Annotated in this window: 16 protein-coding genes; 2 read left to right on the top strand and 14 right to left on the bottom strand. The window is 40.3% G+C overall.

The window, feature by feature from the left end; translation table 11 throughout:
• Positions 1-33: 33 nt before the first annotated feature.
• From MTF64_RS11440 to thrS, 10 genes are all read right to left on the bottom strand, one after another.
• Positions 34-858: a LytTR family DNA-binding domain-containing protein gene (locus MTF64_RS11440; RefSeq protein ID WP_024034076.1), complete on the bottom strand. Its 825-nt coding sequence runs from the start codon at positions 856-858 to the stop codon at positions 34-36.
• A complete protein-coding gene (locus MTF64_RS11445) occupies positions 855-1,928 on the bottom strand; it encodes a histidine kinase (RefSeq protein ID WP_024034075.1) in 1,074 nt (357 codons plus the stop codon). Before MTF64_RS11445 ends, MTF64_RS11440 begins: the two co-directional genes overlap by 4 nt.
• Before the next feature lie 229 nt (positions 1,929-2,157).
• Positions 2,158-3,714: a SulP family inorganic anion transporter gene (locus tag MTF64_RS11450; RefSeq protein WP_248451454.1), complete on the bottom strand. Its 1,557-nt coding sequence runs from the start codon at positions 3,712-3,714 to the stop codon at positions 2,158-2,160.
• 129 nt (positions 3,715-3,843) lie between these two features.
• Positions 3,844-4,302 (bottom strand): Lrp/AsnC family transcriptional regulator, encoded by a 459-nt coding sequence (locus tag MTF64_RS11455; RefSeq protein WP_002960703.1) that lies wholly within the window; start codon positions 4,300-4,302, stop codon positions 3,844-3,846.
• A 90-nt stretch (positions 4,303-4,392) separates the two neighbouring features.
• The gene (locus MTF64_RS11460; RefSeq protein ID WP_248451456.1) at positions 4,393-5,034 is read right to left on the bottom strand and encodes an MBL fold metallo-hydrolase; all 642 of its coding nucleotides are present in this window, start codon (positions 5,032-5,034) and stop codon (positions 4,393-4,395) included.
• A 1-nt stretch (position 5,035) separates the two neighbouring features.
• On the bottom strand, positions 5,036-6,853 hold the full coding sequence (locus tag MTF64_RS11465) for a M14 family metallopeptidase (protein WP_248451458.1): 1,818 nt from the start codon (positions 6,851-6,853) through the stop codon (positions 5,036-5,038).
• 422 nt (positions 6,854-7,275) lie between these two features.
• Positions 7,276-7,638, bottom strand: a complete 363-nt coding sequence (gene rplT, locus MTF64_RS11470; RefSeq protein ID WP_004587841.1) for a 50S ribosomal protein L20 — start codon at positions 7,636-7,638, stop codon at positions 7,276-7,278.
• Positions 7,639-7,653: 15 nt separating this feature from the next.
• Complete coding sequence (gene rpmI, locus MTF64_RS11475; protein ID WP_004587840.1) at positions 7,654-7,854, bottom strand: 50S ribosomal protein L35; 201 nt, start codon at positions 7,852-7,854, stop codon at positions 7,654-7,656.
• Between the two features lie 211 nt (positions 7,855-8,065).
• Positions 8,066-8,626, bottom strand: a complete 561-nt coding sequence (infC, locus tag MTF64_RS11480; RefSeq protein ID WP_024034072.1) for a translation initiation factor IF-3 — start codon at positions 8,624-8,626, stop codon at positions 8,066-8,068.
• A gap of 59 nt (positions 8,627-8,685) precedes the next feature.
• On the bottom strand, positions 8,686-10,596 hold the full coding sequence (thrS, locus tag MTF64_RS11485) for a threonine--tRNA ligase (protein WP_004587838.1): 1,911 nt from the start codon (positions 10,594-10,596) through the stop codon (positions 8,686-8,688).
• A gap of 383 nt (positions 10,597-10,979) precedes the next feature.
• On the opposite strand from thrS, the gene MTF64_RS11490 reads away from it, so the two are divergent.
• Both MTF64_RS11490 and MTF64_RS11495 read left to right on the top strand, forming a co-directional pair.
• Positions 10,980-11,426: a DUF3010 family protein gene (locus MTF64_RS11490; protein WP_004587837.1), complete on the top strand. Its 447-nt coding sequence runs from the start codon at positions 10,980-10,982 to the stop codon at positions 11,424-11,426.
• 304 nt (positions 11,427-11,730) lie between these two features.
• On the top strand, positions 11,731-13,464 hold the full coding sequence (locus MTF64_RS11495) for an AMP-binding protein (protein WP_248451459.1): 1,734 nt from the start codon (positions 11,731-11,733) through the stop codon (positions 13,462-13,464).
• A gap of 62 nt (positions 13,465-13,526) precedes the next feature.
• Here the strand turns inward: MTF64_RS11495 and MTF64_RS11500 are convergent, their stop codons facing one another.
• The 4 genes from MTF64_RS11500 to MTF64_RS11515 all read right to left on the bottom strand — a co-directional run bounded on the left by MTF64_RS11500 (position 13,527) and on the right by MTF64_RS11515 (position 17,247).
• The gene (locus MTF64_RS11500) at positions 13,527-13,991 is read right to left on the bottom strand and encodes a DUF1456 family protein (RefSeq protein WP_054982440.1); all 465 of its coding nucleotides are present in this window, start codon (positions 13,989-13,991) and stop codon (positions 13,527-13,529) included.
• Between the two features lie 113 nt (positions 13,992-14,104).
• Complete coding sequence (locus MTF64_RS11505) at positions 14,105-15,349, bottom strand: lipoprotein-releasing ABC transporter permease subunit (protein WP_248451461.1); 1,245 nt, start codon at positions 15,347-15,349, stop codon at positions 14,105-14,107.
• Positions 15,339-16,037, bottom strand: coding sequence for a lipoprotein-releasing ABC transporter ATP-binding protein LolD (lolD, locus tag MTF64_RS11510; protein WP_248451462.1), 699 nt, complete (start codon positions 16,035-16,037; stop codon positions 15,339-15,341). Before lolD ends, MTF64_RS11505 begins: the two co-directional genes overlap by 11 nt.
• A complete protein-coding gene (locus MTF64_RS11515) occupies positions 16,030-17,247 on the bottom strand; it encodes a lipoprotein-releasing ABC transporter permease subunit (RefSeq protein WP_248451464.1) in 1,218 nt (405 codons plus the stop codon). Before MTF64_RS11515 ends, lolD begins: the two co-directional genes overlap by 8 nt.
• Positions 17,248-17,311 lie beyond the last annotated feature (64 nt).

Raw genomic sequence — 17,311 nt, forward strand, 5'->3', positions numbered from 1 at the left:
AGCTCGCATTTTTTATGCCTGCAAAATACCAAACTAGCTGGCTAGCGCTGCTTTTACTTTATCGCGGTAGCTTCGGCTTACTTTAAGCTCTTGTCCGTTTTCAAGCACTAATAAATACTCACCGCTGACTTGTGTAACCAGCTTGCTTATTTGTTTTGTATTTACAATTGCACTGCGGTGAACGCGCACAAACAAATGTGGGTCGAGCTCTTGCTCAAGCTCTTTCATTGTTTTGCGCAAAATATGTGTTTGCCCATCTTGGCAATGTAAACACATATAATCGCCGGCGGCATCAACCCACTGAATTGTCGCAACCGGGACACGAATAATTTCACCCTGCTCTTTTACCGCCAGTGATTCTGGGTAACGTTTGTCGGTTAGGGTATCGCCTGTGGCTAATTTTTTAAGTATTTCTTCACAGTTATTACCTGTAATACCGGCAACAAAACTCGCTAGTTTTTTCTTATGGGCGTTGTCTTGCTGTGTTTTTAAGTAACTATGCACTTTTTCTACCGCCTGTTTTAGTCTGTTATCGTCAACGGGTTTTAAAATGTAATCCAAAGCATGTATTTCAAATGCCTTTACTGCAAATTGATCAAATGCAGTAACAAACACAATCGCGGGTAACGCTTTAGTGCTTTCGCTTAAGGCACGGGCAACTTCAAAGCCATTCATTCCTGGCATTTGTATATCTAAAAAAACTAAGTCTATTGGGTGCTCTTTACATGCTTCTATTGCATCAGAGCCTGAACTACACAGTTTAATTACTTCTATATCAGTATATTCTTCAAGTCTTACTGCTAAGCCCTTTCTTGCTAATGGTTCATCATCAACAATGATGGTTTTAATTTTAGTCATTTCTTCACAGCCTTCTCAAACGGTACTCGCAGATTAACTTTCAATCCACTTGGCGTATTATGTGATAATACAAACGAATAATTATTTTCATAGAGCGTTTTTAATCTGTCTTTGGTATTTGCCACCCCTACCCCTTGTGCATTTACAAGTTGTCCGTCTATTAGTTCGGTACCGGGGCCATTATCACCTACTTCAAGTAGTAGCTCGTTGGCAAAAACCTGTGCTTTTATGTCTATCACACCGCCTTGTGACATATGCGCAATGGCGTATTTAATTGCGTTCTCAATTATCGGTTGCAAAATTAAGCTTGGCACAAGTGCCTCTTTTGCTTGCTCGCTTACATCTACATTTACTTTTAAGCGCTCATCAAATCTAACCCGCTCTATTTCTAAATACAGCATTAATGCGTGTAGCTCTTGCTCTAAAGGCACTTTTTTAATGGGATCGGTATTTAGTGTATAACGCAAAAAGTCGCTTAACCTTGCCACCATTAAGTTAGCATCTTTGTTTTCTTTTACCAAAACTAATGTAGAAATAGCATTGAGCGTATTAAATAAAAAATGCGGGTTAAGTTGATATCTGAGCATTTTTAATTGCGCTTCATGGGCCATTGTAGTTGCTTTAAGCGCTTTTTGTCGCTCACTTTGTAATAGCTGATAATACTTTATGCCAAAGTATAAGCCACTCCAACATAAAATTATGTAAACAGAGTCTAAGCCATGCTGTAAATAGTAAAACCAATCTTCTGGACGATAACCATGGCGGTATATTTCCCATAAATTAAATTTTTGTACAATTGCCCACAACGTACCTGTAATGTACGAGGCACCAAATACAACCACCATTAATATCCACGGCGAAGCATTCCAGGTTTTTCTGTAAATATAACGAAGTGGGACTGTCATTAAACAGCCCGCATAGGCATTTAATAATATAACGAACACGTAAATATCACGCATTTCAAATACTTTAGAGCCGATATAATTTACAAGCGCATAACCAATCCAGCCTGCAATTTGCAATAGCCAAAAAAAGCGTTGCCTGTTATCAACTAAAGATTGCCAATTCAAAATAAAATACAACTCCGTATAAGTTAGCCAATAAGTTAAAATTACGTTAGCTAATTTAACCACTGGTTTTGTTATTATATCGATTATTACAAAGTGTTAGCAGTACCAACTGTCTTAATTTTTAAGAGCCTTACCGCAAAGTTAAGCCAATAAAAAAGCGAAAGGCTTTAACCTTTCGCTTTTAAAATGCCGATTCAATCAGCTCGTATGGGCAAAGCCACCTTATAAACTAGGCAAGTTTATCTGAAGCCACTTTATAAGTTGGGTCTTCAATTACGTTTACCTCAACTAAGTCACGCGCTTTGTGTAACAGCTGCTTACAGTCTTTACTTAAATGACGTAAGTGAAGCTGTTTACCTGCTTTAGTGTACTTATCAGCTAAGCTGTCGATGGCTTCTATGGCACTGTGATCCGCAACACGGCTGTGTTCAAATTCAATAATTACATCTTTAGGGTCGTTTTTAACATCGAATAACTCAGAAAAGTTTTTAACTGAGCCAAAAAATAGCGGACCGTGAAGCTCGTAAACTTTAGCACCTTGCTCATCAATGTAATTAGTTGTGTAGATATGTTTTGCATGATTCCAAGCAAATACCAAGGCAGAAACAATAACACCAACACACACAGCAATCGCTAAATCGGTTACTACGGTTACGCCAGATACCAATACAATTACAAAGGCATCAGACAGTGGTACGCGCTTCATCATTTTAAAGCTTGCCCATTCAAACGTACCAAGTACAACCATAAACATAACACCTACAAGCGCAGCCAGTGGGATCATTTCAATTAAACTTGAAGCAAATATAATAAATGCAAGCAGCATTAGTGCAGCACTTATACCCGACAAGCGCGAGCGCCCGCCCGAATTAATGTTGATCATTGATTGCCCAATCATGGCACAGCCACCCATTGCGCCAAAAAAGCCACAGGTTACATTAGCAGCACCTTGGCCAATACACTCTTTATTTGAGTGACCACGGGTTTCTGTAATTTCATCAATCAAGCTAAGCGTTAATAACGACTCAATTAAACCAATAGCCGCTAAAATTAATGCATACGGAAAAATTATATAAAAAGTTTCCAGGGTAAATGGAACCATAGGGATGTGAAATTCAGGAAAGCCGCCAGCAATGGTAGCCGCTTCATTATCTGTCATCCCTTTTAGGAAATCAAGTACAGTGCGCGAGTCTAAATCAAGGCCTATTACTAACGCGGTTACCGTTACAATAGCCACTAAAGAAGAAGGCACTGCAGTGGTGAGCTTAGGTAAAAAGTGAATGATAGCCATGGTTAATGCAACTAAACCTAACATGATGTAAAGCGGGTTACCCGTCATCCATTGCTGGCCACCTGCGCCATCTGGCACTTTAAACTGCCCTAGTTGCGCTAAAAATATTACTATCGCTAATCCATTAACAAAGCCGAGCATAACAGGATGGGGGACCATGCGAATAAACTTACCGAGCTTAAATATACCCGCGAGTATTTGCAGTATCCCCATCAGCAACACCGTGGCAAATAAATACTCAACACCATGATCAAGTACCAAACTTACCATTACAACAGCTAATGCACCGGTTGCGCCCGAAATCATACCAGGGCGGCCACCAAAAATAGCCGTAATTAAACCAACGATAAACGCGGCGTAGAGACCAACTAAAGGTTCGACATTTGCTACAAAAGCAAACGCAACAGCTTCTGGAACTAAAGCAAGTGCTACAGTTAAGCCAGATAAAATATCGTTTTTAGCAGAGCTAGGCGCTTTGCTGAGTAAGTTAAACATTGAGTTCCTCAGGGGGTTATTAGGTTAGGATCGAAAAAGCGCTAAATGTTACCAAATTAGCGCTCATTTAACAATTCCCACACACCGTTATTAGCTTTCTTAGTATAGCTTAACTTTGTGTCGTTTATTTTATAGAGGAAGAGATGTACTGCGTTTTACACATGTCATGGTTACGTTAGAGTGTACCTCTTGAACGTATTCTAAGCTGAGTAAATTGTCACGTACAAAGTGCTCATAGCCTTCTATACCTTGTGAGATTATACGCAGCATAAAGTCCATGGTGCCGGCCATTGTGTAACATTCTGTCACTTCGTCATAGCTCATAATTAGCTTTTCAAATTCAGCTAAGTTTTTCTTGCCATGATTTGATAAGCGCACATGTGCGTATACAAGCATGTCAAAACCAAGCTTTTTCTCATCTAAAAGCGCAACTTTACTTTTGATATAGCCATCTTGTTCAAGCTTTGCAATGCGTCGCCAACAAGGTGATTGAGATAAGCCTACTTTGTCTGCAATTTCAGCAGTTGAAAGACTTGCGTCCTGTTGTAAAAGTGCCAAAATTTGGCGATCTACGTGATTTAGAGACATTTTATTTCTTATTTATCTAATAAACTGGTTAAATTATACAGCCAATTTAAAATTCCGTCTGCAATAATTTTGCATTTTCATGGATTTTAATTAACCAAATTGGCCACTTACAAATGGATTAGTGCGTTTTTCGTGGCCTACAGTGGTATCTTCACCATGGCCAGCTAAAATACGCGTGTTGTCATCAAGTGTTAAAATATGGCTTTTAATAGACTCAATGAGCTGCTCAGTGTTGCCTTTAGGGAAATCTGTACGCCCTACAGCACCTTTAAAAATAACATCACCAACAATAACGCATTGCTGATTAGGCTCATAAAACACAATATGACCCGGTGTGTGCCCAGGGCAATGCTTAACACTAAAGCTAAGTTTACCAAGCGTTAATACATCATTATGATTAAGCCAAATGTCAGGGTAAAAAGCATCAATAGCTGAAAAACCAAACATTTGTGCTTGCATAGGCAGGTTATCAAACCAAAATGACTCATCTTTTTGCGGGCCAATAACTTGCACATTGTAGTGTGAGCGTAATTCATCGGCCGCACCTACGTGGTCTAAATGCCCGTGTGTAAGCCAAATAGCGCTCAGTACTAATTTGTGCTCACTAAGCGTGGCTATAATTTTTTGTGTATCACCACCTGGGTCTATCACCACAGCTTGCTTTGTTTCTGTACAGCTAATAATTCTGCAATTTTGAGAAAAAGCAGTCACGGGTATCGTAATAACGTGCATATTAAATTTCTTTATCTTTTTGATCGGGAATAACGGCTACTTGCTCATACGACATTAAAATTGGGTATTTCAAATACGCTTCGTCATAAAATGGCGTGTGTGAATATAACCAGTGCAAACGTGCATTGGCATCTTGCGCAAATGCTTTATCTTGAAGTTTTTTATCAAACTCGAGAGCAAGTTTTGGGTTGTCTTTAAGCATTTTCCTTGCGTAAGGGATTAACGCGTAGTTTTCCATGTACTCTGTTCGTTGAAAAATTGTATTAAACTCACCCCACGCAAAAAATGAATCAGGAGCCTCTGGGTGTAATAAATGAACCGCTAACTCCCCTGCTTTTTGCTGCGTATTTACTTGATACCATCCGTCTAAATCAACATTTATTGCTGGTACATAATCAAAACTTGCAGAGACTCTAAAGCGCCCTTCAAATGGGGCTTTATCGAACGAGTAATCAAGTACTTTGGCAAGCTTTAAAGGTTGCGTATTCGCGCCTTTAAGTTTGTTTACTGACACCCCATGTAACTTAAGCTTTTCTATTATATCGCTATATGCAGGCGGAACAAAAAACGCTTCAGGCACATCAACAACTCGTTCAACCTCTTTTTGCCAATAAATCGGTAAGTCAGTGTAGGTATAGGCTTTACCTAAATATTTAACCTCAGTTTGCCCCGAAAGCGCACTTACACTTGATGTGTATTCTACCCCTTTAAACTCACTAATCGTGTCTGCTTGTTTAGCATAACCTCGTTTAACAATTAGTTTCTCAGGTACAAATTCTTGCTCTTTTTTAACGGCGTTCGAAAGCTCATGACTGTACTGAGAAAGCGCGTTTATTGCCCCATCTAAAAATACATAGGTGCCTAATACGCGTTGTTGATAAGGTTTTAAAGAATGGTTTTCGACTAAAATTGTTGGTAATGATTTTAAATCGCCCCACCCGTTTGAAAAACGCGGTGTAGCCACCCAACCTGCAAGGCCTTTTTTAAAGTCGCGTTTATCCATAACAAATACCAATGGCCCAGGTATATGCCCTTGCTTTTGTAATGTTTCGTCAATAACCGGCTTTATATACTGATCTAATGCATCAGATATAGCAGGCGATTCGCTTGCAAATACAGGGTTATAACCATAGGTCACATCGTACTGATAATCGGCGCCATCGGTAACATGCACATCAATGTATAAGTTTGGGTTGTAATCGTTAATAACCTTTAAAACACTTCTCACCTCTGGTGTATCTAACTTAGTGAAATCGCGATTAAGGTTTAGATTATTTGCATTGGTTCTAAAGCCCATTTTTTCAGGGCCGCGCTGATTTATGCGATTAAATGCGCTGCTGCGTTCATGCCCATCTACGTTTAAAATAGGAATAAAAAGTATGTTTACCTTTTTTAAAATATCCCGGCGCTTACCTGTCGCAATATCGCGCAGCAACATAAACATGGCGTCTTTACCATCTATCTCACCTGCATGAATACCGGCTTGGATAAAAACGGTTGGCTTAGTGCTGTTGGCCATTTGCCCAGCTTCAAAAAAACCTTGCTCACTGGCAACCAACATTTTAATAGCGCGATTACTATTACTGTAGCCTATTATTTGAGACTGAAACTGCGTGGGATTTGCCGCTACAAGCCTATCTACAAACGCCATAGTATCGGCATAGTTTGGCGAGGCTTTGCCCTGTGATAACTCAAAATCAGTGGTTAACGGGCCTTGCTGTTGTAATAACGAAACGCTATCACCTTGCCAAGGAATAAGTGGCGGTAAATGACTGTTATCTGCCACAATTGCAGATAGAAATAACAGGCTTGCAAACATAGTTTTCTCTAACAAACGCTTTAATAAAATAAATTATACCAAGTAAACATAGCGATATTATAAAAGTGCGGTGATTCAACAAAAAAGAAAGCTCGTTTATACCCATGGACTCAATAAAGTGATTATTAAAGTAGTTAATTTTAAGGCTGGGGAAAAGTGTCAATAGCTTAGCAAGCAATTCGTTGTTTATACCAATCCGCTTAATTAAGTGATCTATTTTGAGAATGGATAAACGTGTTAATAGCTAGGGAAAACTTCGCTATTTAGTAGTTCTTAATGAGAGTTTTTTAACGCAGATAACGACACATTTAGCCATCAAAATAATAAAGTATTATTGCGGGGGTATATTATTAAGCGAGTCTTAAATTACAGGCACAAAAAAAGGAGCCTAGGGCTCCTCTTTATTACTTATTTAAAAAAGCTTAAGCTGCCGCTAGGCCTTCTTTTGCTTTTTCAACAAGCGCTGCAAATGCAACTTGGTCGTAAACAGCGATATCTGCAAGGATCTTACGATCGATTTCTACAGAAGTCTTTTTAAGACCATTGATAAAACGGCTGTAAGACAGACCATTTTGACGTGAAGCTGCATTGATACGTGCAATCCATAATTGACGGAAAGTACGTTTCTTAGCACGACGGTCACGGTAAGCGTATTGACCCGCTTTAGTAACTGCCTGGAAAGCTACGCGGTAAACACGTGAACGTGCTCCGTAGTAACCTTTAGCTTGCTTTAAAACTTTTTTGTGACGTGCACGTGCGACAACGCCGCGTTTAACTCTTGCCATTTCTAAAAACCCCTATTAAGCGAATGGTAACATACGTGAAACTAGACCATGGTCATTTTTATGAACCATCATCTTAGGACGTAGGTGTAACTTACGCTTAGAAGTTTTCTTAGTCAGAATGTGACGAAGATGCGCTTGTTTACGCTTGAAACCGCCAGAAGCAGTTTTCTTGAAACGCTTAGCAGCGCCTCTGTGACTTTTTAGCTTATAAGCCATTGCAATAACTCCAAATGTATTGCTTAAAAATTAGTAAGCAGGCGTGAGATATATTTCTATAGCTCCACTTTTAGGCCTAACTTACTGCCATATTCCGGTGAAAACCCAGCAAAAATGCCGCAATTTTACTTTAAAACCGGTTAGCACAGGTGAATATTTGCATATTACTTGGGTACCTGAGCTAAATTCGGTGCGTATTATCGCTTAAAAATTATTTTTTAGCAACAGGCGCCATCATCATAACCATTTGGCGGCCTTCAACACGATTTGGGAAAGACTCGACTACTGCAAGTTCTTCTAAATCAGCCTTAACACGGTTTAATAATTCGATACCAATTTCTTGGTGAGCCATTTCGCGGCCACGGAAGCGGATAGTAATCTTAGCTTTATCGCCAGCTTCTAAGAACTTACGTAAGTTGCGCAGCTTAACCTGATAGTCACCTTCATCCGTGCCAGGACGGAATTTGATTTCTTTAATCTGGATTTGCTTTTGCTTCTTCTTCTGCTCTTTTAGTTCTTTGCTTTTTTCAAAGATGAACTTACCGTAGTCCATAACCTTACAAACAGGCGGCTCAGCGTTTGGGCTAATCTCTACAAGATCAACACCCGCTGCATCAGCCATAGCTTGTGCGTCTTTTAATGACTGAATTCCAGCTTGTTCGCCTTCGATGTCGATTAAACGAACTTCTTGAGCTGTAATTTCTTCGTTAATACGATTTTTTTGAGCTGTTTGTTGCCCTTTCTTGCCGCCTCTAATGGTACGTTCCTCCAAGAATATCAATAATATAAGCGCGTAGTTGGCTGTTTGTGATTGCCCTACACGCTCGATTTTTACTGTCGATTTTTAATTTCTTCGCTAATTTTAGCTACAAAATCATCAACATTAAATTTGCCTAGGTCTTCACCTGTGCGGGTACGTACTGCTACTTCCTGTTGTTCAACTTCTTTATCGCCAACAACGAGTAAGTAAGGAATACGCTTAAGTGTATGTTCTCGGATTTTAAAGCCAATCTTCTCATTTCTCAAGTCAGCAGCGGCTCTAATTCCAAGTTTATTTAATTTTTGTACAATTTCGTGCACGTAATCTGCTTGTTTATCGGTAATGTTCATAATTACCACTTGCTTTGGAGCAAGCCACGTTGGGAATAAACCAGCGTACTCTTCAGTTAAAATACCGATAAAGCGCTCAATTGAGCCTAAAATAGCACGGTGTATCATAACTGGAGTGCGTCGTTCGTTATTTTCTGCTACATAAGTAGCGCCTAAACGACCCGGTAATGCAAAGTCGAGTTGCACTGTACCACATTGCCACGCTCTGTCTAAACAATCGTACAAAGTAAATTCAATTTTAGGTCCGTAAAAGGCACCTTCACCTGGTAGGTAATCAAATTCAATGTCGTTTGCTTTAAGTGCATCGGCTAATGCAACCTCTGCTTTGTCCCAAATTTCATCGTCGCCGATGCGTTTTTCAGGACGCGTAGAAAGCTTAACTACAATTTTGTCAAAACCGAATGTCTCATATGTATCATAAACCATCTTAATACACGCTGAAACTTCGTCCATTACTTGCTCTTCTGTACAGAACACGTGAGCATCATCTTGTGTAAAGCCACGTACACGCATTAAGCCGTGTAAAGCGCCTGATGGTTCGTTACGGTGACAACAACCAAACTCAGCCATACGCAGTGGTAAATCACGGTACGATTTTAAACCTTGGTTAAAAATTTGCACGTGACCTGGGCAGTTCATTGGTTTTATAGCGTATTCACGTTTTTCTGACTCTGTGGTAAACATGGCGTCTGAGTATTTTTCCCAGTGACCTGATTTTTCCCACAAAGAGCGGTCCATCATCATTGGACCTTTAACTTCTTCGTAGCTGTACTCACGCAGTTTTTCACGAACAAATTCTTCAAGCTCGCGGTAAATGCTCCAACCATCGTTGTGCCAAAATACCATACCTGGCGCTTCTTCTTGCCAGTGCCATAAATCAAGCGCTTTACCAATACGACGGTGATCGCGTTTTTCAGCCTCTTCTAAGCGTTTAAGGTACGCTTTAAGTTGCTTTTTATCGCCCCACGCTGTGCCGTAAATACGCTGTAGCATTTTGTTTTCAGAGTCGCCACGCCAATAAGCGCCAGCTACTTTCATTATTTTGAAGTTTTGGCAAAATTTCATGTTTGGTACGTGCGGGCCACGACACATGTCTACGTATTCTTCGTGGTGGTATAATCCTGGGCGATCATCTTTTGCGATGTTTTCGTCCAAAATTTCCATTTTGTATGTTTCGCCACGCGCTTCAAACGTATCGCGTGCTTCTTGCCAGCTTACATTTTTTTTCACTACGTCGTAGTTTGTTTTTGCAAGTTGCAACATACGCTTTTCAATGGCGTCTAAGTCTTCTTGAGACAAAGAATGTTCCATATCAATATCGTAGTAAAAACCGTTATCAATAGTTGGACCAATAGCCATTTTAGCGTCTGGGAAAAGCTGCTTCACTGCGTGACCGATTAAGTGAGCACACGAGTGACGAATAATCTCTAGGCCGTCGTCATCTTTTGCGGTGATGATCTCAAGGCGCGAATCTTCGTTGATCATATCGCACGCATCAACACGCTCGCCATTAACACGACCAGCAATGGTTGCTTTAGCAAGGCCTGGGCCAATGTCGTTAGCTACATCAAGAGTACTTACAGGGTTTTCAAAACTACGCTGACTGCCGTCAGGAAGAGTAATAACTGGCATTATAAATCCTTACATACAGTGGTGACACCTACAATGTATCACGTGTATTTTTAAATAAATTAAATGAGAATGACTCGACAACGCTTTTACGAATAAGCATTGACTATTTTTCGCCATAAATGACTAATGTAGATGCTGAGTCTGCTCAACTACAAAAAAGATATTGTCGCGTGATAGAGTATCAATTACAAGTTTAAAGCGCGCTCATTACTTGAAATTTTACCTAAAATTGTCATTTTTTTGTTTTTCGCTCGCTAATTTAAATTAAGCATGTGACAACTTGAGTTTATTGATTATTAAAATGCACCTGCGCCGCCTTGCTCTCGCAATTTGTTAGATGTTGGGTATAATACCAAGCAATTAAGTTATATTAGAGAACAGCAATGAGAACATGTGGTGTAGAAATTACCGGTAGTGATGTACTACTTTGTATTTTAAGTAAAGATAACGACGTATTTGATATTCGCGATGTGCGCCAAACACGCTTTACCTTAGGTAACGGTAACGACACTGAAATAATGCGTAAGTTTCAATTTGATTTTGCAAAACTAATGCAAGATTACCAAATTGATTCTGTTGCCATTCGTGAGCGCCAACCTAAAGGTAAATTTGCAGGCAGTGCAAAGGGCTTTAAAATGGAAACAGCGATTCAATTAATTGAAGAGTTAGACGTTCGCGTGTTCTCAACGACCGAAATTAAAGAGCAGCTTAAACGCAACCCTATACCTATTGCGTTTGAAGACACAGGCCTTAAAAAGTACCAAGAAAACGCTTTTGTTAATGCCTATGTATACATTATGAAAAAAACCTACCGCAGTGACGAGCTATAAGTCACAAAGCGATTAAAACAAACTATAAAAACGCCATTTAGTGGCGTTTTTTTATGTCTTTATTAAAGTTAGTTTTTATTGCCCATCTGTAAAACGTTTGATTTAACTTTTCTTTATGCTTAGTACATTAGTCTAACCACTCTTTCTTTGTCGACAACTTGTGTTTATTTTAACTACAGCCTATAACAATTCGCTTAACTATTTTTTATTTTGCTACACAGCTATTCGTGGCTAAGCAAATGAATACTGACTTATCAGCACGGATTGATAAAAATAACTGACACACATTAATACGGAGAAGCACATGCACACACCATCGCGCTCGGTAAAAGAAGTAGAACAAATAAACACATTACCGCTTACAAAAAGCTATTTTAAAGGTGCGCAAAGCACGCCGCTAACGGATAAAACGATTGGCGAGTACTTTGACTTTATTGTCGACAAACACCCTGATTCGCTCGCTGTCGTTGTTAGCCATCAAAATGTACGCTTAACGTATAAAGCATTTCAAAATAAAGTTAATCAACTCGCTATGGGGCTACTAGCAATAGGCGTTAAACCAGGAGATAGAGTAGGAATATGGTCACCTAATAACATTGAGTGGTGTTTAACCCAATTTGCGAGCGCCAAAATAGGTGCCATTATGGTGTGCATTAACCCTGCCTACAGGCCAAACGAGTTAGCCTATGCTTTGAACTCGGTAGAATGCAGCACATTAATTACCGCGTCACATTTTAAAGGCAGCAATTATATAGACATGCTTAACAGCTTAGCGCCTGAACTTACCCAATGTGAACCCGGTGAGCTAAATGCACATGCCCTACCTAGCCTTAAAAATGTAATACGCATTGGCAATGAAAAAAGCCCTGGTATGTTTACGTTTGCTGATGTGATGAATTTTGCCACCCCAGCCCACAAGCTTGAATTAAATGCGATTGCAGCAAATTTAAACGCGGATCAAGACATAAATATACAGTTTACCTCTGGCACCACGGGCAACCCTAAAGGCGCTACACTCACCCATAAAAACATACTAAATAATGCGCTATTTGTTGCAGAGGCTATGCATTTTACAGCACAAGACAAGCTGTGCATACCTGTGCCTCTGTATCATTGTTTTGCGATGGTGCTTGGCAGCCTGCTATGTGTAAGTAAAGGTGCCGCAGCTATATACCCAAGCGATGCGTTTGATGCAAAAACCACGCTTGATGTTGTGCAGCAAGAGGGGTGCACCGCGCTGCATGGTGTGCCTACTATGTTTATTAGCCAACTAGAGCTGCCTAATTTTACCAATTATAACCTCAGCACTTTACGCACTGGTGTAATGGCTGGCTCAACGTGCCCTGAGCAAGTCATGCGTAAAGTACAAACACAAATGAACATGCATCAGGTATTAATTGCGTACGGGCAAACTGAGTGCAGCCCAATCAACAATATAACCGAAACCGACTCATCAATAGAGCGCCAAGTAACAACCGTTGGGCGTGCCCTTGCTCACACTGAGGTTAAAATTATTGACGAACTGGGTAACATTCAAAAAATAGGTGTACCTGGTGAAGTATGCAGTAAGGGCGCCGGTATAATGCGCTGCTATTGGAATGACGAAGAAAAAACAAAAGCCACTATAGATGACGAAGGCTGGTTACACTCTGGTGATTTAGGGGTAATGGACAGCGAAGGGTTTGTGAGTATTGTTGGCCGCATTAAAGACATGATCATTCGAGGTGGCGAAAACATTTACCCACGCGAAATTGAAGAGGTTCTTTACACTTACCCAGGTATTCAAGATGCCGCTATATTTGGTATTAGTGATGAGAAGTACGGCGAAGAAGTGTGTGCGTGGATCCAGCCAAAAGAAGATGCAGTACTTGATGAGCAAGCAATACGTGCATTTTTAAAAGACAAACTCGCCTATTTTAAAATGCCCCGTTATATTCGCTTTGTAGAGAGTTACCCAATGACAGTAACAGGCAAACTGCAAAAGTTTAAAATGCGAGAGCAAATGCAGCAATCTCTTACTGATAAGGCCTTTTCTTAACCGCAAACATTAACTACAAAAAAGCTCAGCAATTGCTGAGCTTTTAGCGTTAAATAATTTATCTACTCTGCAGGGCGATACTGCTGCTGAACACCTGTTAAAAACAAACGCAAAACTTGGTCGTTACACACACGGTAATGTTTATTTTCTACTTTGCGAGAAAACGCACTGAGCTCATGTTTACTTAATTCAAAGTCAACCTGTGCAAGTGTTGCTATTACATCTTCTGCTTTCATGTTTAGAGCAATACGTAGCTTCATAAAAATAATATTATTATTTAACTTAGCCTCTGGCACTGGCTGTGGGCCTTCGCGCTTGCCACGCTTAGTATTAATAAAGCCATTTAAAAACGTAGCAAACTCAGTGTCTGACATTTTAACAAACCCTTGCTCACCCTCTTTTGTTAACCATGCAACGACTTGCTCAGTGGTAACTGTAGCCTCTGCGGCAGCAAAAATACCGACCATGGCAGTATCGGTTAAATTAAAGGTATAGCGAACACGGCGTAAAATATCGTTATTTGTCAAAGTAATTTCCTGAGTAGAGAGCGAGACTAAATTAGAGCGCCCACGTTAAATGAGCGCGCAGTTTAGCAGCTTAAGGCACGCTGCCCTATTGATATTTACACTATAAAGAGTTGTTAATTACCCAGCACCTTGGCAGGGTCGACTCGAGTTGCTTGCCACGCCGGGTAAATAGTAGCAAGTACAGCTAAAACAAAGGTAACAATAACTGTTATTCCAATATCACTGAGTACTAATTTACTGGGTAAAAACTCAATAAAATAAACACCTTCAAGCGGATTAGCTGCAAATAACTGGCTAACCCATGTAAACAGCTCACTAATGTTAAGCGCTAATATAACCCCAACTAGTGTACCAAGTAACACGCCAACAAAGGCTTGCGTTAAACCTTGCATGACAAAGGTAGCTAAAATGGTACTGTCTTTAGCACCCATAGTTTTTAGAATAGCTATGTTGCCTTGTTTTTCGCGCACTTCCATTACAAGCGACGATACAATGTTAAAACTAGCTACCGCTATAATTAAAAACACCACAATGTACACAATTGTGCGTACCATTTGAATATCTTGATACAGGCTACCTTGCGTTCTAAACCAGCTAGAGACATACACATAATCACTAATAGTTTGCCCTACTCGCAGTGCAATTTGATGCGCAGCAAACACATCATCTACGCTCAATCGTAAACCTGTCACTTGGCTGGCGTCGTAACCTAAAACTGACTGTGCTTTATTTAAGTGAATAAATGCAGCGCTACTGTCAATTGGCCCACCCATTTCTATAATGCCCGCAAGTGTTAACGTTACGCGTTTAGGGGCTAATAGAGACTTGCCTTGCTCGCTAATTTTAGGAATGAGTAAAGTAATATTATCGCCTTTATTAGCGCCTAATTGCTTTACAATTTGCTTGCCTAAAATAACGTCATTCGTGCGCAGCTGACTAACCAGTGTGCCTTTGGTAAATTGATTTATGGCCGATACATTCCCTTCATAGCTAGGTTCAACGCCGCGTATTTCTACCGCTTTAAGCTGGCTTTTAAATTGCGCCATACCATTTACTGCTATAAATGGCGCAGCACCTGTAACATGGGGCTCTGCTTTAAGTTTTTCTACTTTGTTAGGCCAATCAGCAATCGGTCGGCTAGGCGCTACGTATTCAACTTGTGGTACCACACTTAATAAACGATGCACTAATTGCTGCTCAAAGCCATTAATAACCGAAAGCGCAACAATTAACACCGCCACCCCTAATAAAATACCAACGGTAGAGGCTTTGGCAATAAAGCTTACAAATGCGTTTTTTTCGTCTTTATGACCAGAATACGCTCTAAAGCGTTCACTTAAAAATAAACTAAGCAACATGGTGCGACTCTTTAATGGCAAGTTTCCCATCATCTAAATACGCAATTTTACCTAGCTTGTCTGCAAGCTCTAAGTCGTGAGTAACCACCACAAAACTAGTATTTAAGCTTTTATTTAGCTCATTAATTAAATCGTAAATTTTAATCGCGTTTTGCTTATCAAGGTTACCGGTAGGTTCGTCGGCTAACACTAATGCGGGTTTAGTCACCAGCGCTCGAGCAATAGCAACACGCTGGCGCTCTCCGCCAGACAATGCCGAAGGCTTATGCTCACAGCGATGCGCTAAGCCTACTTTATCTAGCATTTGCAGGGCTTGCTCTTTAGCCTCTTTTGCGTTGAGCCCTTTAATTAGCAGCGGCATAGCCACGTTTTCAACCGCACTAAATTCCATTAATAAATGGTGAAACTGATAAATAAAGCCCAAGTTTTTATTTCTAAACGCCGCCTGCTCTGTTCGCGATAATTTAGCAACGTCTTGATTTTTTATTTTCGCGCTACCCGATGTAGCCGTATCAAGGGTTCCTAAAATATGTAATAAGGTACTTTTCCCTGAGCCTGAGCTGCCCACTATAGCCAGCATATCCCCTTGGTTAAGAGATAAGTCCACCCCCTTTAATACTTCTACTTGGTTTTGGCCATCTTGATAAACTTTACTTAAGTTTTGACAGCTAATAACTAAATCATTCATAACGCAATACCTCTGCTGGTTTTACTTTTGCGGCTTTGCGCGCAGGATATAAAGTGGCTAAAAAGCTCATTGCAATACTGCTAAGCGCAATAATAACGAGGCTTAACACATCAAATTTTACCGGAAGCTCTACACCTGCTAGTAGGTTTAGCCCCACAGCAGCGAGTAGTTCATTAATATATAAGCTAAACAACACACCTAAAAGTGCCCCTATCGCGGTGCCAATCACCCCGTTATACAAGCCTTGCACCATAAACACTTTTTGTACTTGTGAAGGCGTTAAACCTAAGGTTTGTAATATCGCCACTTCGCCTTGTTTTTCACTCACCATCATAGTCAGTGCCGAAACAATATTAAATACAGCCACTAATACAATCAGCCCTAACAACATAGACATAATACGTTTTTCCATGGCAACCGCGGCAAATAAAGTACCTTGGCTACTGCGCCAGTCACTTACTTGGTAATCGCGTAAAATGCGCTGGCTGTCCTTTGTAAATTGCGCTAATTCAAAGGGTTCATGTAACGACACACTTAAGTTAGGCGCGGTATTTTTGTTAAGCTTTAATACCCGCTGTAAAGATGCGCCGCTGGTAAATGCAAGGCTCATATCTATCTCTGAGCCGGTTTCGTATATTGCGGCTATTTTAAATAAACGCTGACTAGGTACGCGCCCAAGCGGCGTGTAAGTTGAGGCATTAGGCATAATTACGCGCAGTTTTTCTCCCATACCAACGCCAAGTTTACGGCTTAAATAACGGCTAATAGCTATGTTGTAGCTATTATTTAAAACGTTTTGCCAATTGCCCTGCACAACTTTATCGGTAATTTTATATAGCGATCCGTTATTGCCATACAAGCCTTGCAGTAATACGCCGTGTAAATCTTTATTGGTTTGTAAGATGGCTTCGCCGTGGCGGTAAAGGCTTACGTGATCTACATAATCTGAGCGCTCTAAATCGGCTTTTAACGCTGTCATTTGTGCGCTGGTGTGTTTATTGGCTTGTACTTCTACGTGAGGAATGAGCCCTAACATATTTGTTTTTAAACTGTTTTCAAAGCCATTCATTACACTGCTTACAGTGAACAAGGCCATTAGCCCTATGGCTATTCCGGCAATAGAAAAAAACGAGATAAACGATATAAACGCATTTCCTTTGGAGGAGCGGCTATATCTGAGCCCTATAAATAAGCTAACCGGTTGAAACATATTATTTAAAACATTTATGCTAAAAGTGTGCGGCTATAGTAGCACGAACTAAGATGAATTGAAT

The sequence above is a fragment of the Pseudoalteromonas sp. 2CM41L genome (assembly GCF_023161905.1).
GTDB classification, from domain to species: Bacteria; Pseudomonadota; Gammaproteobacteria; order Enterobacterales; family Alteromonadaceae; genus Pseudoalteromonas; species Pseudoalteromonas atlantica.

Bases quoted from the DNA above. Each gene is read 5' to 3' on its own strand.
- MTF64_RS11440 (WP_024034076.1), bottom strand. From the start codon at position 858: ATGACTAAAATTAAAACCATCATTGTTGATGATGAACCATTAGCAAGA.
- MTF64_RS11450 (WP_248451454.1), bottom strand. From the start codon at position 3,714: ATGTTTAACTTACTCAGCAAAGCGCCTAGCTCTGCTAAAAACGATATT.
- MTF64_RS11455 (WP_002960703.1), bottom strand. From the start codon at position 4,302: ATGTCTCTAAATCACGTAGATCGCCAAATTTTGGCACTTTTACAACAG.
- MTF64_RS11460 (WP_248451456.1), bottom strand. From the start codon at position 5,034: ATGCACGTTATTACGATACCCGTGACTGCTTTTTCTCAAAATTGCAGA.
- MTF64_RS11465 (WP_248451458.1), bottom strand. From the start codon at position 6,853: ATGTTTGCAAGCCTGTTATTTCTATCTGCAATTGTGGCAGATAACAGT.
- rplT (WP_004587841.1), bottom strand. From the start codon at position 7,638: ATGGCAAGAGTTAAACGCGGCGTTGTCGCACGTGCACGTCACAAAAAA.
- rpmI (WP_004587840.1), bottom strand. From the start codon at position 7,854: ATGGCTTATAAGCTAAAAAGTCACAGAGGCGCTGCTAAGCGTTTCAAG.
- thrS (WP_004587838.1), bottom strand. From the start codon at position 10,596: ATGCCAGTTATTACTCTTCCTGACGGCAGTCAGCGTAGTTTTGAAAAC.
- MTF64_RS11490 (WP_004587837.1), top strand. From the start codon at position 10,980: ATGAGAACATGTGGTGTAGAAATTACCGGTAGTGATGTACTACTTTGT.
- MTF64_RS11495 (WP_248451459.1), top strand. From the start codon at position 11,731: ATGCACACACCATCGCGCTCGGTAAAAGAAGTAGAACAAATAAACACA.
- MTF64_RS11505 (WP_248451461.1), bottom strand. From the start codon at position 15,349: ATGTTGCTTAGTTTATTTTTAAGTGAACGCTTTAGAGCGTATTCTGGT.
- lolD (WP_248451462.1), bottom strand. From the start codon at position 16,037: ATGAATGATTTAGTTATTAGCTGTCAAAACTTAAGTAAAGTTTATCAA.
- MTF64_RS11515 (WP_248451464.1), bottom strand. From the start codon at position 17,247: ATGTTTCAACCGGTTAGCTTATTTATAGGGCTCAGATATAGCCGCTCC.